At 40.6% G+C, this 25,821-nt stretch carries 16 protein-coding genes, 25 tRNA genes and 3 rRNA genes; 1 reads left to right on the forward strand and 43 read right to left on the reverse strand.

What is annotated here, in order from left to right:
* The first annotated feature begins 1 nt into the window (after position 1).
* On the forward strand, positions 2-577 hold the full coding sequence (locus tag IGJ02_RS14195) for an NAD(P)H-dependent oxidoreductase (RefSeq protein ID WP_430602458.1): 576 nt from the start codon (positions 2-4) through the stop codon (positions 575-577).
* Between the two features lie 36 nt (positions 578-613).
* On the opposite strand, the gene IGJ02_RS14200 is transcribed toward IGJ02_RS14195, so the two are convergent.
* The 43 genes from IGJ02_RS14200 to hpt all read right to left on the reverse strand — a co-directional run bounded on the left by IGJ02_RS14200 (position 614) and on the right by hpt (position 25,676).
* Positions 614-1,054, reverse strand: coding sequence for a GNAT family N-acetyltransferase (locus IGJ02_RS14200; RefSeq protein ID WP_430602459.1), 441 nt, complete (start codon positions 1,052-1,054; stop codon positions 614-616).
* 31 nt (positions 1,055-1,085) lie between these two features.
* Complete coding sequence (locus tag IGJ02_RS14205) at positions 1,086-1,760, reverse strand: DUF1003 domain-containing protein (RefSeq protein ID WP_051094843.1); 675 nt, start codon at positions 1,758-1,760, stop codon at positions 1,086-1,088.
* A 180-nt stretch (positions 1,761-1,940) separates the two neighbouring features.
* Entirely contained in the window at positions 1,941-3,578 is a 1,638-nt protein-coding gene (locus IGJ02_RS14210; protein ID WP_430602460.1) for a peptide ABC transporter substrate-binding protein, read from the reverse strand.
* Between the two features lie 22 nt (positions 3,579-3,600).
* Positions 3,601-3,918 carry a cupin domain-containing protein gene (locus tag IGJ02_RS14215; RefSeq protein ID WP_010762509.1) on the reverse strand — a complete coding sequence of 106 codons (318 nt, stop codon included), beginning with the start codon at positions 3,916-3,918 and terminating at the stop codon, positions 3,601-3,603.
* 198 nt (positions 3,919-4,116) lie between these two features.
* Positions 4,117-4,599 (reverse strand): nucleoside deaminase, encoded by a 483-nt coding sequence (locus IGJ02_RS14220; RefSeq protein WP_430602461.1) that lies wholly within the window; start codon positions 4,597-4,599, stop codon positions 4,117-4,119.
* Positions 4,600-4,625: 26 nt separating this feature from the next.
* The gene (locus IGJ02_RS14225; protein ID WP_430602463.1) at positions 4,626-5,387 is read right to left on the reverse strand and encodes a tyrosine-protein phosphatase; all 762 of its coding nucleotides are present in this window, start codon (positions 5,385-5,387) and stop codon (positions 4,626-4,628) included.
* Positions 5,388-5,498: 111 nt separating this feature from the next.
* The gene (locus tag IGJ02_RS14230; RefSeq protein WP_430602464.1) at positions 5,499-6,320 is read right to left on the reverse strand and encodes a histidine phosphatase family protein; all 822 of its coding nucleotides are present in this window, start codon (positions 6,318-6,320) and stop codon (positions 5,499-5,501) included.
* A 16-nt stretch (positions 6,321-6,336) separates the two neighbouring features.
* Entirely contained in the window at positions 6,337-7,770 is a 1,434-nt protein-coding gene (locus IGJ02_RS14235; protein ID WP_010762505.1) for a 6-phospho-beta-glucosidase, read from the reverse strand.
* Positions 7,771-7,848: 78 nt separating this feature from the next.
* On the reverse strand, positions 7,849-9,750 hold the full coding sequence (locus IGJ02_RS14240; protein WP_430602465.1) for a beta-glucoside-specific PTS transporter subunit IIABC: 1,902 nt from the start codon (positions 9,748-9,750) through the stop codon (positions 7,849-7,851).
* Between the two features lie 155 nt (positions 9,751-9,905).
* Complete coding sequence (gene licT, locus IGJ02_RS14245; RefSeq protein WP_010762503.1) at positions 9,906-10,745, reverse strand: BglG family transcription antiterminator LicT; 840 nt, start codon at positions 10,743-10,745, stop codon at positions 9,906-9,908.
* 254 nt (positions 10,746-10,999) lie between these two features.
* A tRNA-Glu gene (locus IGJ02_RS14250) sits at positions 11,000-11,071 on the reverse strand.
* Positions 11,072-11,083: 12 nt separating this feature from the next.
* Positions 11,084-11,157: transfer RNA gene (locus IGJ02_RS14255), tRNA-Ile, on the reverse strand.
* Positions 11,158-11,169: 12 nt separating this feature from the next.
* Positions 11,170-11,240: transfer RNA gene (locus tag IGJ02_RS14260), tRNA-Gly, on the reverse strand.
* Positions 11,241-11,257: 17 nt separating this feature from the next.
* Positions 11,258-11,330 (reverse strand) — tRNA-Phe (locus tag IGJ02_RS14265).
* 14 nt (positions 11,331-11,344) lie between these two features.
* Positions 11,345-11,418 (reverse strand) — tRNA-Asp (locus tag IGJ02_RS14270).
* Between the two features lie 48 nt (positions 11,419-11,466).
* Positions 11,467-11,540: transfer RNA gene (locus tag IGJ02_RS14275), tRNA-Met, on the reverse strand.
* Between the two features lie 125 nt (positions 11,541-11,665).
* Positions 11,666-11,755: transfer RNA gene (locus IGJ02_RS14280), tRNA-Ser, on the reverse strand.
* Between the two features lie 18 nt (positions 11,756-11,773).
* Positions 11,774-11,845: transfer RNA gene (locus IGJ02_RS14285), tRNA-Glu, on the reverse strand.
* A 9-nt stretch (positions 11,846-11,854) separates the two neighbouring features.
* A tRNA-Ser gene (locus IGJ02_RS14290) sits at positions 11,855-11,942 on the reverse strand.
* Between the two features lie 18 nt (positions 11,943-11,960).
* Positions 11,961-12,034 (reverse strand) — tRNA-Ile (locus IGJ02_RS14295).
* A 4-nt stretch (positions 12,035-12,038) separates the two neighbouring features.
* Positions 12,039-12,109, reverse strand: a tRNA-Gly gene (locus IGJ02_RS14300).
* Positions 12,110-12,121: 12 nt separating this feature from the next.
* Positions 12,122-12,195, reverse strand: a tRNA-Asp gene (locus tag IGJ02_RS14305).
* Between the two features lie 48 nt (positions 12,196-12,243).
* Positions 12,244-12,317 (reverse strand) — tRNA-Met (locus IGJ02_RS14310).
* Positions 12,318-12,442: 125 nt separating this feature from the next.
* Positions 12,443-12,532: transfer RNA gene (locus IGJ02_RS14315), tRNA-Ser, on the reverse strand.
* 25 nt (positions 12,533-12,557) lie between these two features.
* Positions 12,558-12,631, reverse strand: a tRNA-Ile gene (locus IGJ02_RS14320).
* 18 nt (positions 12,632-12,649) lie between these two features.
* Positions 12,650-12,723 (reverse strand) — tRNA-Met (locus IGJ02_RS14325).
* Positions 12,724-12,741: 18 nt separating this feature from the next.
* Positions 12,742-12,814, reverse strand: a tRNA-Ala gene (locus tag IGJ02_RS14330).
* Between the two features lie 10 nt (positions 12,815-12,824).
* A tRNA-Pro gene (locus tag IGJ02_RS14335) sits at positions 12,825-12,898 on the reverse strand.
* A gap of 10 nt (positions 12,899-12,908) precedes the next feature.
* A tRNA-Arg gene (locus IGJ02_RS14340) sits at positions 12,909-12,982 on the reverse strand.
* 10 nt (positions 12,983-12,992) lie between these two features.
* Positions 12,993-13,078 (reverse strand) — tRNA-Leu (locus IGJ02_RS14345).
* Between the two features lie 14 nt (positions 13,079-13,092).
* Positions 13,093-13,164 (reverse strand) — tRNA-Gly (locus IGJ02_RS14350).
* 8 nt (positions 13,165-13,172) lie between these two features.
* A tRNA-Thr gene (locus tag IGJ02_RS14355) sits at positions 13,173-13,245 on the reverse strand.
* A gap of 35 nt (positions 13,246-13,280) precedes the next feature.
* Positions 13,281-13,362 (reverse strand) — tRNA-Leu (locus IGJ02_RS14360).
* Positions 13,363-13,374: 12 nt separating this feature from the next.
* Positions 13,375-13,447: transfer RNA gene (locus IGJ02_RS14365), tRNA-Lys, on the reverse strand.
* Positions 13,448-13,453: 6 nt separating this feature from the next.
* Positions 13,454-13,526 (reverse strand) — tRNA-Val (locus IGJ02_RS14370).
* Between the two features lie 14 nt (positions 13,527-13,540).
* Positions 13,541-13,656, reverse strand: a 5S ribosomal RNA gene (rrf, locus tag IGJ02_RS14375).
* A 97-nt stretch (positions 13,657-13,753) separates the two neighbouring features.
* Positions 13,754-16,665: ribosomal RNA gene (locus IGJ02_RS14380) — 23S ribosomal RNA — on the reverse strand.
* A 287-nt stretch (positions 16,666-16,952) separates the two neighbouring features.
* Positions 16,953-18,513: ribosomal RNA gene (locus IGJ02_RS14385) — 16S ribosomal RNA — on the reverse strand.
* Together the 16S, 23S and 5S rRNA genes with 25 tRNA genes alongside form the textbook arrangement of a ribosomal RNA operon.
* Before the next feature lie 715 nt (positions 18,514-19,228).
* Positions 19,229-20,725, reverse strand: a complete 1,497-nt coding sequence (gene lysS / locus IGJ02_RS14390) for a lysine--tRNA ligase (RefSeq protein WP_010762502.1) — start codon at positions 20,723-20,725, stop codon at positions 19,229-19,231.
* A gap of 94 nt (positions 20,726-20,819) precedes the next feature.
* Positions 20,820-21,824 (reverse strand): tRNA dihydrouridine synthase DusB, encoded by a 1,005-nt coding sequence (dusB, locus tag IGJ02_RS14395; protein WP_010762501.1) that lies wholly within the window; start codon positions 21,822-21,824, stop codon positions 20,820-20,822.
* A gap of 12 nt (positions 21,825-21,836) precedes the next feature.
* Positions 21,837-22,733, reverse strand: coding sequence for an Hsp33 family molecular chaperone HslO (gene hslO, locus IGJ02_RS14400; RefSeq protein ID WP_010762500.1), 897 nt, complete (start codon positions 22,731-22,733; stop codon positions 21,837-21,839).
* Positions 22,734-22,867: 134 nt separating this feature from the next.
* Positions 22,868-25,030 (reverse strand): ATP-dependent zinc metalloprotease FtsH, encoded by a 2,163-nt coding sequence (gene ftsH / locus IGJ02_RS14405; protein WP_010762499.1) that lies wholly within the window; start codon positions 25,028-25,030, stop codon positions 22,868-22,870.
* Positions 25,031-25,130: 100 nt separating this feature from the next.
* Positions 25,131-25,676, reverse strand: a complete 546-nt coding sequence (gene hpt, locus IGJ02_RS14410; RefSeq protein ID WP_010762498.1) for a hypoxanthine phosphoribosyltransferase — start codon at positions 25,674-25,676, stop codon at positions 25,131-25,133.
* Between the last annotated feature and the right edge of the window lie 145 nt (positions 25,677-25,821).

Here is a 25,821-nt window from a genome sequence, read left to right on the forward strand (position 1 = left end):
AATGAATATACTGATTCTCTATGCTTATCCTAATGCAACAGGCTATACCCACTCTATCATGAATCACGTCCAGCAAGGAGCTGAACAAAAAAACACTGTCAAAATTATCGATCTTTATAAAGAAAATTTCGATCCTGTATTAGTTTTCAACGAAACAAAGAAACGAAGAAATATGCAGTTCGACGAGGAAACAGCTATTTATCGAGAACAGATTTTATGGGCTGACCATATCATCTTTATATTTCCAATTTGGTGGGGCGGCATGCCTGCCATTTTAAAAGGTTTTATTGATAAAGTGTTTAGTAAAGGATTTGCTTATACTTATAAAGGGAATCTCCCCGTAGGTCTTTTAAAAAATAAATCAGCCTGGATGATCACAACAGAAGATGCACCTAAATGGTATAAAACGTTATTTCAACAAGATTATGGTACTGTTCTGAAAAAGCAAGTATTAAAAATGTCCGGTATCAAAAAAGTTAAACATTTTTCACTATCTTCCCTGAAAAATCTAAATGACAAACAAAGGAAAATTTTTCTTGAAAAGATGTTCGAACAAAGTTCTAAATTGACTATTTGATTTTTAGTATGAAAGAAAAAAGTACTAAGGAATTCGTTACTTTTCCTTAGTACTTTTTTTAAAATGTAAAATTGGATACACTCTTCCAGCATCATCCACTTCACTTCGTGAATATTCTTCAAACCCCATTGCGAAATAAAAAGCTTTTGCAGAGTAATTTTGTTCATTGACGTCGATAAATTGAATATTATTTTCTTTTACTAGACTTGTCACTACCTGTTTTCCGTATCCTTTTCCAATGTATACAGGATCTAGAAACAGCATTTCTAATTTAGTGCCATCCACTCCAGAAAAACCAATAATCTTTTCATCATCCGTCCACACTCTTACATCTAAATGAGGAAAATAAGTCGCTAATTCAGATTTTATTGTTTTAAAATCGTCATCTTTCAAAAAATCATGAGTTTGTCTTACAGATCTTGCCCAGATATCTACTAGTTTACTGTATTCATTTTCAGTTGCTTGGTGCTGATTCATGTTATCCTCCTATCATACTTGTTCTTTTTCCCTAACGCTCTGCATCAACTCTTTTCTTTTCACTCAATTCATTGAGTTGTTCTTGCAGTTCACTTAACAGTTCAATTTGCATATGCTGCATCTGAACTAAGTGTTGCCATTGGCTATTGATTAAATAATCCATTTTTTCATGTAACAGGTTGACTTCTATTTCGGCTTTCAAATTCACTTTATAATCATTGTTTGCCTGTTCTCGATCTCTTGTTTCTTGACGATTTTGACTCATCATGATGACTGGTGCTTGAATTGCAGCTAAGCAAGATAAGGCTAAATTTAACAGAATGAACGGATAACTATCAAATGGTTTTCCTAGCAATTGCGTTGAGTTAACGACGATCCAAATAATTAATACCGCAATAAATAAGAAAATGAATGGCCAACTTCCACCAAATTTAGCGATGTTATCAGCAGTTTTTTGTCCTAATGTTAAATTTTTTTCGACAGTCGTATTTAAATTATTTGAGATTGTTTCATTATTTTTGATATTTTCAACAATTGTCTCATTCAATTTTTCCATTGTTTGTGAATCACTTTTAATCATTGTCTTTATATAGTCTAAACGATAATTTAAAAGCTCTGGAAATAAAATAGCGGAATCTTCTGTTAAATCTGGACGCTGTTTCAAAATAAATTGTCGAATTTCTTCTTCTATATTCTTTAATGGCATTTCATTACTAGTCGTATGCTTTTTATGTTCTTGCTTAACCACGACACTTCACTCCTTTTTATCGTTGCTCTTTCTATTTTATCTTATTTTGCATACTACTATCATACAACCGGAACATAATTTCTGATATTAATATGACTAAAAAAGCCTTTCATTTGAAAGACTTTTTTAGCTCTATCATTATTCAGCTTCTTTATAGATGTTTTTTAACGTTAAAGGTGCTGCAAAAGTGTGGTAATTAACCCCTTTAACCTGTTCATTTTGTAAAACTGATTGCTGATTTTGGCTAATAATAATCATTCCAGCTGTATCTTCAATACCTACTTTTTCAGCAGTGATCAAAGTCTCCCAGCGTTTTTCTAAATCAGTCGCATATTTTTGTGAAGCATCATCCAACAACGCATCATACTTGGCATTTGAGTAATTGCGATCATTTCCTGTACGTAACATGTTCAGTGTTGAAATTGGATCTTGATAATCTGGTGTCCAGTAAATCAAGAACATATCGTAATCACTCTCACGGCTAAGATTCAATGCTGTTTCAGTTGGCAATGCTGTTACGTTGATTGTGAGACCTTCAAATAGTTTTTCTAGGCTCCCTTGAAGACTTTCTCCCATTTTTTTATACGAGCCATCATCCGTCACCATCAAATCGAGTGTAATATTATCGCCTAATTCTTTTTTAGCTAGTGTCCAATATTTCAAAGCTTCATCTTTGTTGTACGTCATTAAATCGCCAGCTTCTTCTCTAAAATCTACACCTGTTTCAGGATTACTTACAAAACCTTCTGTAACCGCTCCATACAAGGGTTTTGATCCATCTGCAATAATATTATTCACTAAATTCTCTTTATCGATACCTAGTGCTAAGGCTTTTCTTAAGTTTTCATTTTTCAAAGGTGTCTCTTTATCTTTACGTTTTTGGTTTAAGCGAATATAATTCATAGTTGCTGTTGGATAGGAATGATAGTTTGGATTACTTTGGTTTTGTTTCGCTAATTCACCAGTGACTGTCGCGACATCCAACTGCCCATCTTCAAAAAGGTTCAATGCTGTCGAAGCTTCTTTGACTACTTCATAATGTATTTTATCTGATTTTACATTTGCTTGATCCCAGTATTTTTCATTTTTCTTTAAATCCCAGCTTAAATCTGTTTGCTTCCAGTTAGCCACAGTAAATGGTCCATTGTAAATAACATTTTCGCTTGTTGTTCCGTAATCCGTTCCCATTTTTTCAACAAATTTTTGATTTTGCGGGAAAAAGGTTGGAAAAGCAAGAACGGATGTGAAATAAGGTTTCGCTTCTTTTAATTTTATTTCTAGTGTTTGATCATCTATTGCTTTTACCCCAAGTTCATCAACTGGTTTTTCTCCTTTTGAAATTTCCTCAGCATTTAAAATTGTATCTGCTACTAGGAAACTATACACAAAGCCATTTTTAGGATCAATCATTTTTTTCCAGGCATATTCAAAGTCTGCTGCTGTCACTGGATCATCGTTACTCCATTTAGCCTCTTCTCTTAGCTTGATCTTATAGGTTTTACCGTCTTCTGAAATTTCTGGCATTCCTTTTGCTGCTGCTGGAATTAGTTGATCTTTGTCATCTAGTGCATATAAACCTTCAAACGCTGCGGTTTGGACAATTGCATCTGGAAAATCTAGCATAACAGATGTATCCAACGTGGTTAATTCCGAAGGTGACATTAGATTTAATGGTTTTGTCTCTTGTGATTTTGTTGCTTCTTTTCCACCAGAACATCCCGAAATGATGGTCAGCATAAGTGTTAGACCGATAATTGCTTTAATTCCTTTTTTCATACGTTTCTCCCTTATGTTTGTTTTACGTGCGTTCAACTAACATCCAAACAACAACCGCCGCTTGGTCCCCATCGTTATAGTTGATATGTCCTTCACCTGCTTCGATCAGCTGAGCATCACCAGGTTTTCCAACTAAATCTTGTCCATCTTCTAAAATTGTATGAGCTTCACCAGCAACTACATAAGAATATTCATCTTGATCATGTCTAGCAAAACCATCTAATGGTCTTTTTTCTCCTGGTTGTAGAATAACTACACCCATCTGGACGTTTTCATTTGGTTGATTCTCTGCATCGAAAAAAATCGTCATTTCTTGCGGCAGCGATGGTTTGATAATCATACTTTAATAACCTCTCCTTTTTTGTAGGTGATTTTATCTATTATTGCCTTAAGTTTTCAATAAGTCAATAACATTTTTGAAAATTCTGACATTTTAATTTAAGTTAAAATAGAATTATTTAAAGTAGAGGTGCGGATCAATACTGATATTCAGTTTTGACCCACACCCTATAACTATTTTCACAATGGAGTTTTTTTATTAATCCCAATAGCCTTCATGAACAGCGGCTGCCGCTTGCTCAATTTCAGGAAACGGTCCAATTACTTGAATATTTTTTTGACCATGACGCAATATTTCTTTTGAAGGGAGGTCAAAAGTTGGATTTTGTTCGTTATCACCAGTTAGTTCTAGTAAACGTTTTTCAGTCATTGCATATACGATGGTTCCAATATTTCCCCAGTATATCGTTCCAGTACACATCGCACATGGCTCTGCTGTAGTATACAACGAGCACTCCCATAAAAATTCTTTGCTATATTTTTGTGAAGCTCTTGCCGCTAAGGTCGTCTCCGCATGTCCTGTACAGATATTTTCTGTCATTTCGATATTTTCCTGCTCTAAAAGAATATTCCCTTCCTTATCGGCCAATAAAGCCCCAAAAGGCGTATTGCCATGTTCACGAGCTTTTTGCGAAATTTCAATACAGCGATTCAATAGTTTAATATGTTGATTTTTCGTCATAACTGATTCCTCACCTCTCATACGTTTTAATCTAAAACAAAGCGATGGTTCAATACTTCTTTTGTTCCTTTATCGATGCCAATTGCTTGTTTTAAATAAGCAGAGACGTCTCCATACTGCTTTTCAACGGTCCGATAAAAATTATCTAGATAGCTACTATCTACATTTAAAGCAACATGTAACGCTTCTAAATTTGCTTCTTCTAACTGGGCTTTTTTAGCTTGTTCTAAAATCTGTGCATTTTCTTTTTTTCTTAAATTATTTGTTAACAGATAATCTGTATAAATAGCTTCTCTTGGTACATCCAATGTTTCTAAAACTAATAATGCAGCAATTCCTGTACGATCTTTGCCTGCAAAGCAGTGGAATAATATACTTTCTTCTTGTGGTAACGCTAAAATTTCTTCAAAAAACTTATTATAGCCTTTTTGAGATGTCGTATTTAAAGCAATATCAGCATAAAGTTTTTCCATATAAGCGGCTGATTTCTCAGGAGATCCGATTTTAACAAAATCTTCGATTGACGCGCCTTCATCTTTGATATCTTCCAAAATATCAATATGGATGTATTCTGCTTTAGGAACAGACATATCTGGCCTTTCTCCAACTTCAGCTTCACTTCTTAAATCAATGATTTTGCCTAAACGATAGATTGTTTCTAATCGCTGTTCGTCATCTTTTGTTAAATTAGATAGCTCTCCTGATCTTAAAAAAACATCTTTTTTAATTTCCTTGCCAGCTTTATTTTTAATACCACCGATATCACGAAAATTTGTAATAGTCACCATAATTTTTATCCCTTTTCCTTCTTTTTGTTCTTATTATACACAAAATTCGATCAAAAATGTTTCTTTGATCGAATTTTTGCTTAAATGAAGTTGAAGTTGTCTGTTTCTGGTTTATTTTTTTTGCCCTGCTTCAACATAACTTAGATCATTGATCTTATCTAACGTGTATTTCCCATCTTTATAATTTACAGTACAAACACTGGCGTTTTTTAAACCGCCTTCTGGAATCTTATAGTCATCAAATAATGTAGCGAGTAAAGCAGAAATGCTCAATCCGTGTGAAGCAATCAAGACATTGCCAGAACCTTCGTTTTTCATTTCTTTTTCAACGATATCATCAAGACCTGCTTTAAGTCGAGTCGTGATTGTCTTGTAATCTTCAGCTGGCCAATTGACTTTAGCTTCTTCTACATTTTTAGCATCTAACTTAGCAACGCTATTCGCAAATGATTCTGGTGTCATATTTTTCATAAACTCTTCTAATGTAACGCCTTGATCATCCGCAATATCTTGCCACATGGTATGATTTAAATCGCCTTCGTAAGTTCCAAAATTAAATTCTCTTAAACGCTCATCTGTGATGACTTTTAGATCAGATGATTTTTCGTTTTCTTTTACAATCAAATTTGCTGTCTGAATTGCACGACCACTATCACTACTATAAGCATTTTGGAATTCGATATCTTTTAAACCAACTCCTGCAGCTGTTACAACGTCTTCGCCAGCTTTCGTTAAGACTGCGTCTGACCAACCTTGAACTCGATCGGTTGTATTTAACATTGTTTTACCATGACGCACAATGTACAATGTCAATTCTTCCGGTGCTTTTTTTGCTGTTGATGCATCATCTTTTTTGACGTTACCATTACCACATCCTGAAACTACTAATAACCCTAACATTAAAACCCCTAACAGTTTTACTACTTTTTTCATTTGATAGCCCCCTATTTTATTCGTTCGTTAAATCTTCTCCATTAGTCGCAATGACTTTTTTATACCAGTCAAATGATTTTTTCTTCGAACGTTTTAAGGTTCCATTCCCTTCATTGTCACGGTCTACATAAATGAAACCGTAACGTTTTTTCATTTCACCTGTTCCAGCTGACACTAAATCGATACAGCCCCATGTTGTGTAACCGAGTAAATCTACGCCATCAAGCTCTACCGCATCTTTCATTGCTTGAATGTGTGCAGCTAGGTAGTCAATACGATAATCATCGATCACGTTGCCATTTTCGTCTGGTGTATCGACGGCACCTAATCCATTTTCAACGATAAACAATGGTTTTTGGTAACGATCATATAGATCATTCATTGTTGTACGTAATCCTAATGGATCGATTTGCCAGCCCCATTCACTTGCTTCTAAATAGGGATTTTTCACTGAAGCAAAGATATTTCCAGCTGTTTGTTCATTAACCGCTGGGTCTGTTGATTGAACACGTGATGAGTAGTATGAGAATGAAATAAAGTCTACTGTGTGTGCTTTCAATAATTCTAAATCACCGTCTTCAATTGGCAATTCGATACCTTCACGCTCTAATTCTTTAAGAGCATACGCTGGGTATTCGCCACGTGATTGAACGTCGATAAAGAAGAAATTCTCACGATCGGCTTTACGTGCTGCCCAGACATCTTCTGGTTTACATGTATATGCATAGTTTGTACCAGCTGCTAACATACAACCGACTTTGTTTTCTGGGTCGACTTCATGAGCGATTTTCGTTGCGATCGCACTTGCCAATAATTCGTGATGCGCTGCTTGATATTTGACTTGTTCTTTGTTTTCGCCTTCTTCAAAGTAAAGACCCGCGCCCATAAATGGTGCATGTAAGATCATATTGATTTCGTTGAACGTCAACCAATATTTTACCAAGCCTTTATAACGGTTGAAGATCACATTACATAGATTTTCATAAAAACCAACAAGCTCGCGACTACGCCACGCACCATATTTTTCCACTAAGTGCATTGGACAATCAAAGTGAGTGATCGTTACAAGGGGCTCTATATTGTGTTTACGGCATTCTTTGAACAAATCTTCATAGAACTTCAGGCCTTCTTCATTCGGCTCTGTTTCGTCTCCTAGAGGGAAAATACGACTCCAGGCAATTGATAGGCGGTAAGTCTTAAAGCCCATTTCGCCGAATAATGCGATATCTTCTTTATAACGGTGATACATGTCGATCGCATTTTGAGCAGGGTAAAAATGTTCATCATCAAACGCAAACATTTTTTTCTCTCCAGTGATTACTGGGAAACGATCTGGTCCAACTGGGGCTAAGTCCACGTTCGCTAAACCTCGTCCTCCTTCGTTATAACCGCCTTCACATTGATTGGCAGCTGTTGCGCCGCCCCATAAAAAATCTTTTCTAAATGCCATATCAAAATTCCTTTCTTTGAAAAGCTTACAGCAAAGCCTATCCTGCTTCACTGCAAGCTCAATTCTTATCTATTATTTTTAAGTTAATCCAGTAATTAATGTATCATTTGAAGTTACTTCGCGTTCTTGCGTTTCCACGATATCTAGATAGTCACCAGTATTTGTAACAATAACCGGCGTTTCTACACTATAGCCAGCTGCTTTAATCGCTTCTATATCAAATGTAACTAAAACTTGCCCTTTTTTCACTTTGTCACCTTGGGACACTTTTCCTTCAAATCCGTTTCCTTCTAGCTGAACAGTGTCCATACCAATATGGATCAGCAATTCCATACCTTGATCTGATATCAAACCAATCGCATGTAACGTTGGGAATAGTGTCATAACTGTGCCATCAAACGGTGCTCTAACTACGCCTTCTGTCGGTTCAATCAAAACACCTTTACCTAAAGCACCTTGTGCGAAAGCTTGATCACTTGCTTTGCTTAAAGGTAAAACACGTCCTTTAACTGGACTTAAAACGGCTTCTTTTAATGCTTTTTGAGCTTTTTTATTTTCAGTGATTTCTTCTAATACTGTATCATCTTTCCAGAAAAAGAATGTTAATGTAAATCCGATAACGACAGCAATCAAGATTGCGACAAAAGAATGAATCATTCCACTTGCATCGTCACCATTAATAAAGTTTAATACTCCGAAAATTCCCAATCCGCCCATTGTATAAGAGGTTACGCCATTGATCATTAAGTACAATCCACCGACTGCAGCTCCGATCATTGAAAAAATAAACGGTGTTTTTCTTGGTAAAGTAATACCATAAATTGCAGGTTCAGTGACTCCAAAAATCCCAGAAATGATTGCTGGAGGACATAGAGCTTTCATTTTTGCATCTTTTAATTTAAAGAACATTGCCATAACTACTGCTGTTTGAGCAAAACTTGCTGCAAAAGACCCCACTAATACTTGGCTTGCTCCTTCTTGAGTAATTTGCATGATTGCAAGTGGCACAACACTCCAGTGCAAACCGAAAATAACCAATACTTGCCAGAAGAAACCAAGAATAACACCATACAATGCTGGTGAGAAGCCCATTAAAGCTTGGAAGCCAGCGCTTAGTAAGTCTGTTAACATACTAATGATTGGACCAATCACTAAGAAACCTACTGGTAAAGCAATCAATAGTACAAAGAAAGGTACCAAGAATGTTTGAACAACTTCAGGAATAAGTTTCTTGAAGAGTTTTTGAATTTGGGCTGCAAAAGCAACAATGAATATGATCGGTACAACACTACTTGTATAGCCAGCACCAACCCATGGAATACCTAAAAATGTGTCATAAGCAGGTAATCCTAATAGACTATATGGCGCTGGAGCACCTGCACCTGCTGTTGCTTCAAAAGCAGCTTGTAAAGCAGACCCTTGAACTGTTGGGTAACAAAGCGCTGCTCCGATAACAATTCCCACCATTGGGTTTAAATTGAATTTTCTAGCTGCTGTATAGCCTAAAATAACTGGCATGAAATAGAAGATTGCATCGCCAATACCATTTAACATTGTATATGTCCCAGAAGTAGCGGAATATAATTTCAAGAAAACTAGTAAAGCATTTAGACCTTTTACCATACCAGCTGCAGCTAATGCTCCCAAGAACGGTTGGAAACAGCCACTTAAAATATCGATCAAACGATTGAATAAATTCCCACCAGATGATTCCTGTTCTGCATCTGCTGAAATTCCAGCAATACTTACAACATCTTCATACACAGCTGGGACATGATTCCCAATTACTACTTGATATTGTCCACCGCTTTTCATTACAGTAACGACACCATCCATGTTTTTTAAAACATCGTCATTTGCTTTTGATTCGTCTTTCAATTTAAAACGTAAGCGTGTAATACAGTGTGTCAAGCTATTGATATTTTCCTTTCCGCCTACATTGTTAACAATTTTCTCTGCTAAATCATGATATTTTCCCATTTTTTGTTCCTCCAAAGTTTAGTTTTTTTCAATCCATTACTTTTGAAGGTTTAGCCAACTTAATGTCACTATCCAAGGGGTCTTGCTTTGCGGTTCCTACTCTTCTCCCCACCTTTCGTTCCATTACTAATCTATACTTAGATTTGATAATCTTGTTAACCATTTGTCTGTATAACTCTTGCAATGTGAATAATCAGATACATTTTCTCTTCTTTAGAAATAGTATAGTCATAGCCTTCAGTTAAGAATTTAGAAATTTTATTCACACAATTGTAGGCATTACGATACTTTTTTTTAATTACTTCATATAGTTCCCCATCATCTTCATCATGTAATTCTTTATGATTTAATAAACGATAAGCAAAAAATTTTAAATGAGTACTAAAACGATAAAAATAGACCGAGTCTTCATTAAAAGTAATTTTAAAATGATATTTCACAATATTCGTAATTTCTTGCATAATTTTTGTTAGTTCATAAACATTTCCAACTTCTTCATCCATTTCGGCATTGACTATATGTAAAGCAATAAATCCTGCCTCATCTTCTGGTAGTTGCACATCAAACTTCTCTTTAACCATCTCGACAGCCTTATTCCCAATGATGTATTCATCTGAAAAAAAACGCTTAATATCCCATAATAGAAAGTTCTTCACTTCAATTCCTTGTCTCATACGCTCTAAAGCCGTATGAAGGTGATCTGTTAGAGAAATAAAGATTGTATCATTTAGTCGTCTACCCAGTTTGGTCTTAGCATATGTTATAATTTCATCTGATAATTGCATTACTTCTAAGGGTAATTCTTCCAATAACTCTTGGAATTTCAAAGAAGTATCCTGGTTTGCTAATCGAAATACTTGATCAACTTGTTCTTCTGGAATAAAATCACCTATTTTTCTTTTAAAAGCAATACCACGTCCCATCACGATTTGTTCCTGCTCATTTGTATCCAACGTAATCACAACATTATTATTCAAAATTTTTTGAATAACCATTTTTTCGCTCCCTTCTTCACGCTTATCCCCTTTAATTGTAAAAAAGAAAAACCCAACCTTTCCAAAAAAGAAGAATATCTTCCTCATTGGAAAAATTAGGTTTAGCTTGTATTTAAACAATCACTATCCATCTATTTACTTGTTGTGTACAAGCATAGAATACCCTATTATAATAGCATTGTCAACGTTTTCATTAAATTTATTTTAAAAATAATAAAAAAACATTCAGCACATAGCTAAATGTTTTCAAAGCATGACCCGTACGGGAATCGAACCCGTGATACCGCCGTGAAAGGGCGGTGTCTTAACCGCTTGACCAACGGGCCTTTTAAAAATTATGGGCCTAAATGGACTCGAACCATCGACCTCACGCTTATCAGGCGTGCGCTCTAACCAGCTGAGCTATAGGCCCTTAAAGAAAAAAAGCGGGTGACGAGAATCGAACTCGCGACAACAGCTTGGAAGGCTGTGGTTTTACCACTAAACTACACCCGCATGTTTCTTCTTTCAAATGGCGCAAGACAGAATCGAACTGCCGACACACGGAGCTTCAATCCGTTGCTCTACCAACTGAGCTACTGCGCCAAAAACTAATAAAACGGTCTGGACGGGACTCGAACCCGCGACCTCCTGCGTGACAGGCAGGCATTCTAACCAGCTGAACTACCAAACCAAAATAAATGTATTGCATCACTATATTACATATGCTTTTAAAAAGCAATTGCGGGGGCAGGATTTGAACCTACGACCTTCGGGTTATGAGCCCGACGAGCTACCTGACTGCTCCACCCCGCGATAATTATAGTCTATTGACTATAGAAAGGTGATGATTCTTGGTGATCCCTAGTAAGGTTACTTCTCTCACTATGTTCGCCAAGTATTGATAAGCATCAGTGCTAAAACACTGTGGTTATCAACAAAGGAGGATAAGGGATTCGAACCCTTGCACGGTTTTACCCGCCTGACGGTTTTCAAGACCGTTCCCTTCAGCCGGACTTGGGTAATCCTCCGGAATAAATATTAAAACATGACCCGTACGGGAATCGAACCCGTGATACCGCCGTGAAAGGGCGGTGTCTTAACCGCTTGACCAACGGGCCGCTATGAAACGGAGAAGGAGGGATTTGAACCCTCGCGCCGGTTTCCCGACCTACACCCTTAGCAGGGGCGCCTCTTCAGCCACTTGAGTACTTCCCCAAGAAAAATATTTAAAAATGGGCCTAAATGGACTCGAACCATCGACCTCACGCTTATCAGGCGTGCGCTCTAACCAACTGAGCTATAGGCCCATAAAGCGGGTGACGAGAATCGAACTCGCGACAACAGCTTGGAAGGCTGTGGTTTTACCACTAAACTACACCCGCAATACTTTAAAACGGTCTGGACGGGACTCGAACCCGCGACCTCCTGCGTGACAGGCAGGCATTCTAACCAGCTGAACTACCAAACCAAAATAAATGTATTGCATCACTATATTACATATGCTTTTAAAAAGCAATTGCGGGGGCAGGATTTGAACCTACGACCTTCGGGTTATGAGCCCGACGAGCTACCTGACTGCTCCACCCCGCGATAATTATAGTCTATTGACTATAGAAAGGTGATGATTCTTGGTGATCCCTAGTAAGGTTACTTCTCTCACTATGTTCGCCAAGTATTGATAAGCATCAGTGCTAAAACACTGTGGTTATCAACAAAGGAGGATAAGGGATTCGAACCCTTGCACGGTTTTACCCGCCTGACGGTTTTCAAGACCGTTCCCTTCAGCCGGACTTGGGTAATCCTCCGGAATAAAATAAATTGTCACTACAATGGACCTTGTAGGACTCGAACCTACGACCGGACGGTTATGAGCCGTCTGCTCTAACCAACTGAGCTAAAGGTCCTTGGCTCTTAAAAAGTAATCGCGGCGAAGGGGATCGAACCCCCGACCTCCCGGGTATGAACCGGACGCTCTAGCCAGCTGAGCTACACCGCGAAAATAATAAAGTACTAATGGAGCCTAGCGGGATCGAACCGCTGACCTCCTGCGTGCAAAGCAGGCGCTCTCCCATCTGAGCTAAGGCCCCACAAAATAAATCGGGAAGACAGGATTCGAACCTGCGACCCCTTGGTCCCAAACCAAGTGCTCTACCAAGCTGAGCTACTTCCCGTATTTACAAATGCACCCAAAGGGAGTCGAACCCCTAACCTCTTGATTCGTAGTCAAGCACTCTATCCAGTTGAGCTATGGGTGCTACATTTCTATGCCGAGGACCGGAATCGAACCGGTACGGTGATCACTCACCGCAGGATTTTAAGTCCTGTGCGTCTGCCAGTTCCGCCACCCCGGCGAAAGAACAAGCTAAGCGGAAAACGGGGTTCGAACCCGCGACCCCCACCTTGGCAAGGTGGTGCTCTACCACTGAGCTATTTCCGCAGTCTGGATGCCGGCTAAAGGATTTGAACCCTCGACCCTCTGATTACAAATCAGATGCTCTACCAACTGAGCTAAGCCGGCGTTATAATCGCCTAGTAATAAAACGAGACTAAAAATGCGGGTGAAGGGACTTGAACCCCCACGCCGTAAGGCGCTAGATCCTAAATCTAGTGCGTCTGCCAATTCCGCCACACCCGCAAAATATTCCTATGAGCCGTGCAGGGCTCGAACCTGCGACCCTCTGATTAAAAGTCAGATGCTCTACCAACTGAGCTAACGGCTCAAAAAATGGAGGTTGACGGGATCGAACCGCCGACCCCCTGCTTGTAAGGCAGGTGCTCTCCCAGCTGAGCTAAACCTCCAAGACAACACTTTAGCGTGGCGACGTCCTACTCTCACAAAGGGAAACCCTTCACTACAATCGGCGCTAAGAAGCTTAACTTCTGTGTTCGGCATGGGAACAGGTGTATCCTTCTCGCTATCGCCACCACACTGGGTGTTGTTGCTATTCAATTGAGTGATTATTCACTCAAAACTGGATTGAAGTAATGTAATCAAACAGTCCGAAAAACTTTTTTATTTCGTTTCTTTGGTTAAGTCCTCGACCGATTAGTATTGGTCCGCTCCGTACATCACTGCACTTCCACTTCCAACCTATCTACCTGATCATCTCTCAGGGGTCTTACTTTCTTAAAGAAATGGGAAATCTCATCTTGAGGTGGGCTTCACACTTAGATGCTTTCAGCGTTTATCCCTTCCCTACATAGCTACCCAGCAATGCCCTTGGCAGAACAACTGGTACACCAGCGGTAAGTCCATCCCGGTCCTCTCGTACTAAGGACAGCTCCTCTCAAATTTCCAACGCCCGCGACGGATAGGGACCGAACTGTCTCACGACGTTCTGAACCCAGCTCGCGTGCCGCTTTAATGGGCGAACAGCCCAACCCTTGGGACCGACTACAGCCCCAGGATGCGACGAGCCGACATCGAGGTGCCAAACCTCCCCGTCGATGTGGACTCTTGGGGGAGATAAGCCTGTTATCCCCAGGGTAGCTTTTATCCGTTGAGCGATGGCCCTTCCATGCGGAACCACCGGATCACTAAGCCCGACTTTCGTCCCTGCTCGACTTGTAAGTCTCGCAGTCAAGCTCCCTTCTGCCTTTACACTCTGCGAATGATTTCCAACCATTCTGAGGGAACCTTTGGGCGCCTCCGTTACTCTTTAGGAGGCGACCGCCCCAGTCAAACTGCCCACCTGACACTGTCTCCCACCACGATAAGTGGTGCGGGTTAGAGGGTTCATAACACAAGGGTAGTATCCCACCAGCGCCTCCACCGAAACTAGCGTTCCGGGTTCATCGGCTCCTACCTATCCTGTACATGTGGTACAAACACTCAATATCAAGCTACAGTAAAGCTCCATGGGGTCTTTCCGTCCTGTCGCGGGTAACCTGCATCTTCACAGGTACTAAAATTTCACCGAGTCTCTCGTTGAGACAGTGCCCAAATCGTTACGCCTTTCGTGCGGGTCGGAACTTACCCGACAAGGAATTTCGCTACCTTAGGACCGTTATAGTTACGGCCGCCGTTTACTGGGGCTTCAATTCTGAGCTTCGCCGAAGCTAACCCATCCTCTTAACCTTCCAGCACCGGGCAGGCGTCAGCCCCTATACTTCATCTTTCGATTTTGCAGAGACCTGTGTTTTTGATAAACAGTCGCTTGGGCCTATTCACTGCGGCTGACCGAAGTCAGCACCCCTTCTCCCGAAGTTACGGGGTCATTTTGCCGAGTTCCTTAACGAGAGTTCGCTCGCTCACCTTAGGATACTCTCCTCGACTACCTGTGTCGGTTTACGGTACGGGCAGTTGTTTTCTCACTAGAAGCTTTTCTTGACAGTGTGACATCAGGAACTTCGGTACTATTATTTCCCTCCCCATCACAGCTTGTCCGTATAGAGTAAAGCATTTGACTCTACTCAAGACTTACTGCTTGGACATGCACTTCCAGTCGCATGCATTCCTTAGCCTCCTGCGTCCCTCCATTGCTCAAACAAAAACAACTGGTACAGGAATATCAACCTGTTGTCCATCGCCTACGCCTATCGGCCTCGGCTTAGGTCCCGACTAACCCTGGGCGGACGAGCCTTCCCCAGGAAACCTTAGTCATACGGTGGACGGGATTCTCACCCGTCTTTCGCTACTCATACCGGCATTCTCACTTCTAAGCGCTCCAGCCGTCCTCACGATCGACCTTCAACGCCCTTAGAACGCTCTCCTACCATTACACCAGAGGTGTAATCCACAGCTTCGGTAATATGTTTAGCCCCGGTACATTTTCGGCGCAGGGTCACTCGACTAGTGAGCTATTACGCACTCTTTAAATGGTGGCTGCTTCTGAGCCAACATCCTAGTTGTCTGTGCAACCCCACATCCTTTTCCACTTAACATATATTTTGGGACCTTAGCTGGTGGTCTGGGCTGTTTCCCTTTCGACTACGGATCTTATCACTCGCAGTCTGACTCCCGGATATAAATGAATGGCATTCGGAGTTTATCTGAATTCGGTAACCCGAGATGGGCCCCTAGTCCAAACAGTGCTCTACCTCCATCATTCTTAATTCCGAGGCTAGCCCTAAAGCTATTTCGGAGAGAACCAGCTATCTCCAAGTTCGTTTGGAATTTCTCCGCTACCCACAGCTCATCCCCGCACTTTTCAACGTACGTGGGTTCGGTCCTCCAGTGCGTTTTACCACACCTTCAACCTGGCCATGGGTAGATCACATGGTTTCGGGTCTACGACTACATACTCATTCGCCCTATTCAGACTCGCTTTCGCTGCGGCTCCGGCTCTTCACCTTAACCTCGCATGCAATCGTAACTCGCCGGTTCATTCTACAAAAGGCACGCCATTACCCATTAACGGGCTTTGACTTGTTGTAGGCACACGGTTTCAGGATCTATTTCACTCCCCTTCCGGGGTGCTTTTCACCTTTCCCTCACGGTACTGGTTCACTATCGGTCATTAGGGAGTATTTAGCCTTGCGGGATGGTCCCCGCGGATTCCGACGGAATTTCTCGTGTTCCGCCGTACTCAGGATCCTCCTAGGTGTTGCCAACATTTCGTCTACGGGGCTATTACCCACTTTGGCGAACCTTTCCAGGTTCTTCGACTATCTTGACAGACTACCACAACGGAGTCCTACAACCCCAACAAGCAAGCTTGTTGGTTTGGGCTCTTCCCGTTTCGCTCGCCGCTACTCAGGGAATCGAATTTTCTTTCTCTTCCTGCAGGTACTTAGATGTTTCAGTTCTCTGCGTCTACCTCTAACCAGCTATGTATTCACTGGAAAGTAACATCCTATAAAAGATGCTGGGTTTCCCCATTCGGAAATCTCTGGATCATAGCTCACTTACAGCTCCCCAAAGCATATCGGTGTTAGTCCCGTCCTTCATCGGCTCCTAATGCCAAGGCATCCACCGTGCGCCCTTATTCACTTAACCTTACGATCTTACGATCGGTTTTGTTTGGTTCGTTTCTCTAGCGATAGAGGCGTGACCAATAAAATAAGCTTCGAACTATTTTAATTAAAAAACTCATTCAACGCGGTGTTCTCGGTTTGTTTTGATTACTTTTTTACTTCAATATCCAGTTTTCAATGAACAATTCGTTTGAGAGAATCATATAAATAAGAAAGAGAATCAGATGATTACTTTTCAATTATAAGAGTAAACCTCTCAAAACTGAACAAAGTGTCGACGAATGTGTAAGTTTCCGTAATATTCCTTAGAAAGGAGGTGATCCAGCCGCACCTTCCGATACGGCTACCTTGTTACGACTTCACCCCAATCATCTATCCCACCTTAGGCGGCTGGCTCCACAAGGGTTACCTCACCGACTTCGGGTGTTACAAACTTTCGTGGTGTGACGGGCGGTGTGTACAAGGCCCGGGAACGTATTCACCGCGGCGTGCTGATCCGCGATTACTAGCGATTCCGGCTTCATGTAGGCGAGTTGCAGCCTACAATCCGAACTGAGAGAAGCTTTAAGAGATTTGCATGACCTCGCGGCCTAGCGACTCGTTGTACTTCCCATTGTAGCACGTGTGTAGCCCAGGTCATAAGGGGCATGATGATTTGACGTCATCCCCACCTTCCTCCGGTTTGTCACCGGCAGTCTCGCTAGAGTGCCCAACTGAATGATGGCAACTAACAATAAGGGTTGCGCTCGTTGCGGGACTTAACCCAACATCTCACGACACGAGCTGACGACAACCATGCACCACCTGTCACTTTGTCCCCGAAGGGAAAGCTCTATCTCTAGAGTGGTCAAAGGATGTCAAGACCTGGTAAGGTTCTTCGCGTTGCTTCGAATTAAACCACATGCTCCACCGCTTGTGCGGGCCCCCGTCAATTCCTTTGAGTTTCAACCTTGCGGTCGTACTCCCCAGGCGGAGTGCTTAATGCGTTAGCTGCAGCACTGAAGGGCGGAAACCCTCCAACACTTAGCACTCATCGTTTACGGCGTGGACTACCAGGGTATCTAATCCTGTTTGCTCCCCACGCTTTCGAGCCTCAGCGTCAGTTACAGACCAGAGAGTCGCCTTCGCCACTGGTGTTCCTCCATATATCTACGCATTTCACCGCTACACATGGAATTCCACTCTCCTCTTCTGCACTCAAGTCTCCCAGTTTCCAATGACCCTCCCCGGTTGAGCCGGGGGCTTTCACATCAGACTTAAGAAACCGCCTGCGCTCGCTTTACGCCCAATAAATCCGGACAACGCTTGCCACCTACGTATTACCGCGGCTGCTGGCACGTAGTTAGCCGTGGCTTTCTGGTTAGATACCGTCAAGGTAAGAGCAGTTACTCTCCTACTTGTTCTTCTCTAACAACAGAGTTTTACGATCCGAAAACCTTCTTCACTCACGCGGCGTTGCTCGGTCAGACTTTCGTCCATTGCCGAAGATTCCCTACTGCTGCCTCCCGTAGGAGTCTGGGCCGTGTCTCAGTCCCAGTGTGGCCGATCACCCTCTCAGGTCGGCTATGCATCATGGCCTTGGTGAGCCGTTACCTCACCAACTAGCTAATGCACCGCGGGTCCATCCATCAGTGACACCCGAAAGCGTCTTTCAAATCAACACCATGCGGTGTCGACTATTATGCGGTATTAGCACCTGTTTCCAAGTGTTATCCCCCTCTGATGGGTAGGTTACCCACGTGTTACTCACCCGTCCGCCACTCCTCTTTTCAAATGAGTGCAAGCACTCGGTAGAAAAGAAGCGTTCGACTTGCATGTATTAGGCACGCCGCCAGCGTTCGTCCTGAGCCAGGATCAAACTCTCATAATAAAAGTTGAACACAATCCGAAGATTGTTAAGCTCATTTGTTTGCTAGCATATTGCTTCGCTTTGTTAAAAATTTTTGTTTGTTTTTACCGTTGTAAAAACAACCTACACATTTGGTTCGTCTTACTTTGTTCAGTTTTCAAAGGTCTACTGTGTTACCTCGCAGCAACTTTTATATCATATCAAATCTCCGATTCGATGTCAACACTTTTTTAAAAAAGTTTCAAAGTTTTTTTCTGCTTGATGTTATCGAATGTTTCGTGACAACTTCATTAGTTTATCAGGTTACTCGTTGTTTGTCAACAACTTTCTCGCTGATTTTTCAAGTTTTTTCAAACTTGAATTGTTATTCTATTTTAGTTGATTGTCACTCATTTCTGCGACAACTTCACTAGTTTATCAGGTCATTCGTCGTTTGTCAACAACTTTCTCGCTGATTCCCAAAGTTTTTTTCAAACTTGGTTTGTTATGTTATGTGATCGTTTGGCGTGTTACATCAGTGCCTTGCGACAAGATATAATATACCAAGTTTACGGGCTCAGGTCAACTAAAATTTGCACTTTTTTTAAACTTTTTTTCGTTACCGATTGTTTTATTACTTTTGTTCTTCATTGTTCGTTTTTTCCTCTTTAATCTGTATATTCCCATGAGTTTTTATGTCATTTTTCAAAAAAATAAAAAGAGTAGATTATCAACAAATAATCTACTCTTTCACTTTTTATCTCATTGTTGGGAATAATAGGACATCGCGAATTGATTGAGCATCTGTTAAAAGCATAACTAAGCGATCGATTCCGATTCCTAAACCACCAGTTGGCGGCAATCCATATTCTAAAGCTTCAATAAAATCTTCATCTACACCATGAGCTTCATCATTTCCTTGTTCACGCTCTTTTTCTTGATCTTCAAATCGTTCACGTTGATCAATTGGGTCATTTAACTCAGTAAATGCGTTAGCAAATTCTTTTCCTACTATAAATAGTTCAAAACGATCTGTAAAGCGATCATCTTCTGGATTTTTCTTCGCTAAAGGAGATACTTCTACTGGATGTCCATAGACAAATGTTGGTTGTTGCAGTGTTTCTTCGACAAACGTTTCAAAGAACTCATTTAAAATATGCCCAACTGCCATATTATTATTGATTTCCACATTATGTTCTTTCGCTAAAGCCCGTGCCTCTTCGACAGTCATTTCTTGCCAGAAGTCCACACCAGTCTGTTCTTTAATTGCATCAACCATATGCACACGTTTAAATTCAGATCCTAGGTCAACTTCGTTACCATCATATGTGATAGTCGTTGTTCCCAAGACTTTTTCAGCGGCGTTACGGATAATTCCTTCAGTCAAGTCCATTACATCTTTATAATCTGTATATGCGGTATACGCTTCTAACATAGTAAATTCAGGGTTATGCGTTGTATCGATTCCTTCATTACGGAATACTCGACCGATTTCATAGACTTTCTCCATGCCGCCGACAATCAATCTTTTCAAATGTAGCTCTAAAGCGATTCGTAAATATAAATCCATATCCAATGCATTATGATGCGTGATAAATGGACGTGCTGCAGCACCACCAGCGTCATTGTGCAAGACAGGTGTTTCTACTTCTACATAGCCATTACTATCAAGATAACGACGAATTTCACTAATGATTTGACTGCGTTTCATAAAACGATCAAAACTATCTTTGTTACTAATCAAGTCTAAATAGCGTTGACGGTAACGTTGTTCAATATTTGTTAAGCCATGGTATTTATCTGGTAATGGGCGCAATGCTTTAGTTAATAGTACGATTGTTTTCGCTTTAACAGTCACTTCACCTGTATCTGTTTTCATGATTTGTCCAGTTACGCCAAAAAAATCGCCTAGATCAGCATGTTTAAATAGTTCGTATGCTTCATCACCGACTTGATCTTTTCGCACATAAATTTGAAGTTGTCCTTCACGGTCTTGTAAATGGGCAAATCCAGCTTTACCTTTGCCGCGTTTTGTCATCATACGACCAGCAACGCTTGCAGATAAATCCATTTCATTTAACTCTTCTTTTGAGTGTTGGTCAAATTGTTCATGTAATTCTTTAGAATTATGTGTTCGGTCAAAACGCTTCCCGAAAGGATCGATCCCTTCTTCACGTAAGTTTTCCATTTTTTCACGACGCACAAGCATTTGATCGTTTAGATCTTCTGGGTGCGCTTGTTGTTCATCTGCCACTGTATTTCCTCCATTCTGAAATCACATACCCCTATAATGCCACATTGAAACAAAAAAAAGCAAGCCGAATTTCTGTTTCAGCCTGCTTTTTTTATTAGATTGTTTCGATTTTTTCTTTTTCTGCGTGTTTTTCTGCCTTTTCTTCAAATGCATTCATCAAATCCACCATGGCTTGTTGGGTCTCTGCTTGATTGATTGCCACTTTTACCTTAGCAGCACGTGGAATTCCTTTTAGGTAGTATGAAGCATGTTGACGAAATTCTCTAGTCGCGATTTTTTCGCCTTTTAAATCGACTAAACGTTGTAGATGGATTTTAGCTGTTTCGATTTTTTCGTGCGGGGTTGGTTCAGGTATCAGTTCCCCTGTTTCCAGATACTGTTTGGTACGTTGAATCATCCAAGGATTTCCCAAAGCAGCTCTGCCAATCATGACACCATCTGCCCCTACATAGTCCAACATACGTTTGGCATCTTCTGGTGTACGAACATCGCCATTTCCCATGAAAGGAATCGTTAGATGTTGTTTCACTTCTTTTAAAACATCCCAGTTCGCTTGACCCTCATACATTTGAACTCTCGTACGACCATGCATTGCGATAGCAGATGCCCCTGCTTTTTCAGCTGCCAATGCATTTTCAACTGCGAATAAGTGGTCTTCATCCCAGCCAGTTCTCATTTTAACAGTGACTGGCAAATCTATGGCAGAAGAAACAGCATCTACCATTTCATATACTTTATTCGGATCTAACAGCCATTTCGCTCCTGCTTCGGCTTTGATCACTTTGTTTACAGGACACCCCATATTGATATCGATAATTGCAGCTTCGGTGTTTTCTTCTACAAATTTTGCAGCTTCAACTAAATTTTCTTTATCTCCACCGAAAATCTGCACGCTCAGCGGATATTCTCGCTCATCTATATAAAGCATGTCCAACGTTTTTTTATTTCTTTGCTGGATTCCTTTATCACTGATCATTTCACAGACAACAAGACCTGCACCAAACTCTTTCACTGTCACACGAAAAGCAGCGTTACTAATACCAGCCATTGGTGCCACTACAACGCGATTCGGAATTTCAATATTTCCTATTTTCCACATAGCGCTTCTCTCCTACTTTTCACGAGTATTTTGGATTGCTTCATCGCGTAGTCCAATTAAATCTTCTTCACTATAATGATATTTGTTACCACAGAATTGACAAACAGCTTCTGCCCCATGATCTTCTTCAATCATTGCATTGATTTCATCTAAACCAACGGCAATGATTGCTGTGCCAAATTTTTCTTTTGAGCAGTTACATTCGAATTGAACTGGCATTTTTTCTAAGATATCGATTTGATCTTTCCCAAGTAGGCGTTCTAATATTCCTTCAGGTGATTCGCCTTCATCGATCAAACGGGAAATCATTGGTACTTCTTGCAAACGTTGTTCAATAAAATCAATCGTTTTTTCATCTGCTCCTGGCATCACTTGGATCATAAATCCACCCGCTGCTTTGACACTTTCGTCTGTATCAACTAAAACACTTAAGCCGATTGCTGATGGTATTTGCTCGGAAACAGCCATGAAATATGTGAAATCTTCACCGATTTCACCAGAAACGATTGGCGTTTGCCCTGAAAATGTTTCTTTCAAGCCTAAATCTTTGATAACAGTGAAAATACCTTCTGTTCCAACAGCTCCACGGACATCGATTTTACCACTTTCATTTAGCGTTAAACTTACGTGAGGATTTTTTATGTAGCCTTTCGTGTTTCCACTACCATCACTATCAACAATAATGCTACCGGCTGGTCCGTTCCCTTGAACCTTAACTGTTAATTTATCTTCACCTTTTAAAGTTGCACCGAGCAATAATGCCCCCACCATCGTTCTCCCTAGCGCTGCGGTTGACGAGCTCCATGTATCATGACGTTTTTGTGCTTCTGAGATTGTATTAGTTGCGCAGACAGCGTATGCGCGAATTGATCCTTCATAACATAGTGCTTTTACTAAGTAATCTTCCATTTTCATTTCCCTCTTCTCACTTGGTACTAATTCTGACTCATTATCAGATAATACTAGGATTTACCTATTTTTTCAACTAAATAATTTCAACTTCAAGAAAAGAGCACCCCCAAAGGAGGGATGCTCTTTTCGTTCTATTTGTAACGATCATCAAAATTATTACGGTCATATTCAGAATCATTTTTATGCTCATCATCAGATTTAACTTCTGATTGAACTTTTTCTTCTGTTTTTTCACTGTCCGCTTTTACTTCTTCAGCTTCGTCATGTAATTCTTGTTTTGCTTCTTCAAAATCTTGTTTTTCTTCGGCTTGTCTTTGCGCATCTTTTTCTTCTAATGCACGTTTTGCTTCTTCAAACGTTTGTGCTTTTTCACTAGGGAATTGGCTATCGATAACGTCTTGAGGCATAACACCTTCTTCAAACAATGATTTGATACTGCGAGCATCTAATGTTTCATACTCTAATAGTTTTTCAGCAATCAGTTTGTGTTGTGCACGATGTGACTCAATGATTTCACGCGCTTTATCGTGTGCTTCCATCAAGATACGACGAACTTCTTGGTCGATCTCAAAAGCAACTTGTTCTGAATAAGCTTTTGTTTGACCATAGTCACGACCAACAAAGACTTGGTGGTTTCCTTCATATTGAACTGGACCTAATTTGTCGCTCATTCCATATTCCGTTACCATACTACGGGCAATGCCTGTTGCTTGTTCAAAGTCATTAGACGCGCCTGTTGATTGTACATTGAAAATAATTTCTTCTGCTGTACGTCCACCAAGTAATCCAACGATTTGTTCAAACATATCTTCTTTAGTCATCAAGAATTGATCCTCTTTTGGTAAAGCGATCATGTAACCGCCAGCACGTCCACGAGGAATGATCGTTACTTTATGAACGATACGAGCACGGCTTAATACTAAACCAACAATTGTATGTCCAGCTTCGTGGTAAGCAACCATTTCGCGTTCTTTTTTATTGATAACACGATCTTTTTTCGCAGGTCCTGCAATAACGCGATCTTCTGCTTCATCCACATCGGATGCATCGATTTTCTTCTTGTTGCGACGAGCAGCAACTAATGCAGCTTCATTCAATACGTTTTCTAAATCAGCACCAGCAAAACCTGGTGTTTGTTGTGCCACGACTTTCAAATCAACGTCGTCTGCTAATGGTTTGTTACGGGCATGAACTTTAAGGATTGCTTCACGGCCTTTCACATCCGGACGGCCAACTAAAATTTGGCGGTCAAAACGACCTGGGCGCAATAACGCTGGGTCTAACACGTCTGAACGGTTTGTTGCAGCTACGACGATTACGCCCTCGTTGCCATCAAATCCATCCATTTCAACAAGTAATTGGTTTAGGGTCTGTTCACGTTCATCGTGTCCGCCGCCCATACCAGCACCACGTTGACGACCAACTGCATCGATTTCATCGATGAAGATAATTGCGGGTGCATTTTTCTTCGCTGTTTCAAATAGATCGCGAACACGGCTTGCACCGACACCGACAAACATTTCAACGAAGTCTGAACCTGAGATAGAATAGAACGGCACGCCTGCTTCACCGGCAACGGCTTTAGCAAGTAATGTTTTACCAGTCCCTGGAGGTCCTTCTAATAGAACACCTGCTGGAATGCGGGCACCTAATTCAACGAAACGGCGAGGATCTTTTAAGAATTCGACCACTTCGACTAATTCTTGCTTTTCTTCTTCCGCTCCTGCTACATCAGAGAAGCGTACACGGTTCGCTTTTTTGTCTGCTTCTTTGGCTTTTGATTTACCAAAGTTCATGACACGGCCGCCACCACCGCCACCGCCGCCTTGTTGTCCCATCATCATATAGAATAAGAAGATGAACAATACGATCGGTAAGAAACTAAATAAGATAGAAAGCCAAGCACCGCTTGATGATTGTTCTTTCACTGTAAGTTTCACATTGTTGTCCTTAGCCATATCTTGGATACCAGATAATGTGATATCACTTGGTAAGACAATCGTCGTAAATGCTTTTGTAGAAACTTCTGTTGATCCCCATAAAGAAAGACCGCCAGTGTTTTTGATTTCTTGTTTTGCTTTGTACTGACCTGTGATCTTGTATACACCATTAGTTGGTTGGATCGTCAGTTCTTTCACTTTACCTTCTTCTAACTGAGTGCTGAAGGTTGAGTATTCGATATCTGGTGACTGAGGATTGTTATTTCCAAAAATGAAATAAACAACCATGACCATCGCCAAAATCAGCAATACATAATAAAGGCCATTTTTCATGCCACTATTCTTTTTATTCATGCCTGTCCTCCTTTGACTACTGCGCGTAATTCAATTTTACGTTTTATTTTTTATCAATTCTGACCTTTACATTGTAACATAACTAAATCTAAGAGAGATATTAATTTGATTCGTATATTTCAGGTTTCAATACGCCTACATAAGGAAGATTACGGTACGCTTCTGCATAATCCAAACCATAACCTACAACAAATTCATTTGGTACATCAAACCCAACATAATCTGCAATGATATCAACGACACGTCCTTCTGGTTTATCTAACAGCGTGACGATCTTCACAGATGCTGCTTTTCTGTATTTAAAAAGATCCACTAGATAAGCCAATGTACGCCCACTATCGATTATGTCTTCTACAATCAAGATGTCACGACCTTCAACATTTGTATCCAAATCCTTGATGATTTTTACTTCACCTGAAGACACTGTGGCATTTCCGTAACTTGATACGGCCATAAAATCCATTTCCAAATGAGTATCAATACAGCGTGTGATATCAGCCATAAACGGTATGGCACCTTTCAAAATACCGATTACTAAAGGATTTTTGTCCTTGTAATCTTCTGTTAGTTGTTTACCAAGTTCAGTTGATTTTTCAAGAATTTGTTCTTTCGTGATCAAGACTTGTTTAATATCGTTCTCTAACATATTGCTCTCCCTTTCCTTTTAGGTCCGACCTTTAACTCTTTATGATTGAACATTTAGAATTAGATGTGATCGAAACGCTAGTTTAGTACCTCTTACTTCTAAATGAATAAATTCGTAAAAGTAACGGTACTCTTTTTCCTTTGAG

This window comes from Enterococcus sp. DIV0724b (assembly GCF_050531475.1).
In the GTDB taxonomy this organism is placed as follows: Bacteria; Bacillota; Bacilli; order Lactobacillales; family Enterococcaceae; genus Enterococcus_L; species Enterococcus_L haemoperoxidus.

Bases quoted from the DNA above. Each gene is read 5' to 3' on its own strand.
- IGJ02_RS14195 (WP_430602458.1), top strand. From the start codon at position 2: ATGAATATACTGATTCTCTATGCTTATCCTAATGCAACAGGCTATACC.
- IGJ02_RS14200 (WP_430602459.1), bottom strand. From the start codon at position 1,054: ATGAATCAGCACCAAGCAACTGAAAATGAATACAGTAAACTAGTAGAT.
- IGJ02_RS14205 (WP_051094843.1), bottom strand. From the start codon at position 1,760: ATGCCATTAAAGAATATAGAAGAAGAAATTCGACAATTTATTTTGAAA.
- IGJ02_RS14210 (WP_430602460.1), bottom strand. From the start codon at position 3,578: ATGAAAAAAGGAATTAAAGCAATTATCGGTCTAACACTTATGCTGACC.
- IGJ02_RS14215 (WP_010762509.1), bottom strand. From the start codon at position 3,918: ATGATTATCAAACCATCGCTGCCGCAAGAAATGACGATTTTTTTCGAT.
- IGJ02_RS14220 (WP_430602461.1), bottom strand. From the start codon at position 4,599: ATGACGAAAAATCAACATATTAAACTATTGAATCGCTGTATTGAAATT.
- IGJ02_RS14225 (WP_430602463.1), bottom strand. From the start codon at position 5,387: ATGGTGACTATTACAAATTTTCGTGATATCGGTGGTATTAAAAATAAA.
- IGJ02_RS14230 (WP_430602464.1), bottom strand. From the start codon at position 6,320: ATGAAAAAAGTAGTAAAACTGTTAGGGGTTTTAATGTTAGGGTTATTA.
- IGJ02_RS14235 (WP_010762505.1), bottom strand. From the start codon at position 7,770: ATGGCATTTAGAAAAGATTTTTTATGGGGCGGCGCAACAGCTGCCAAT.
- IGJ02_RS14240 (WP_430602465.1), bottom strand. From the start codon at position 9,750: ATGGGAAAATATCATGATTTAGCAGAGAAAATTGTTAACAATGTAGGC.
- licT (WP_010762503.1), bottom strand. From the start codon at position 10,745: ATGGTTATTCAAAAAATTTTGAATAATAATGTTGTGATTACGTTGGAT.
- dusB (WP_010762501.1), bottom strand. From the start codon at position 21,824: ATGTGGAAAATAGGAAATATTGAAATTCCGAATCGCGTTGTAGTGGCA.
- hslO (WP_010762500.1), bottom strand. From the start codon at position 22,733: ATGGAAGATTACTTAGTAAAAGCACTATGTTATGAAGGATCAATTCGC.
- ftsH (WP_010762499.1), bottom strand. From the start codon at position 25,030: ATGAATAAAAAGAATAGTGGCATGAAAAATGGCCTTTATTATGTATTG.
- hpt (WP_010762498.1), bottom strand. From the start codon at position 25,676: ATGTTAGAGAACGATATTAAACAAGTCTTGATCACGAAAGAACAAATT.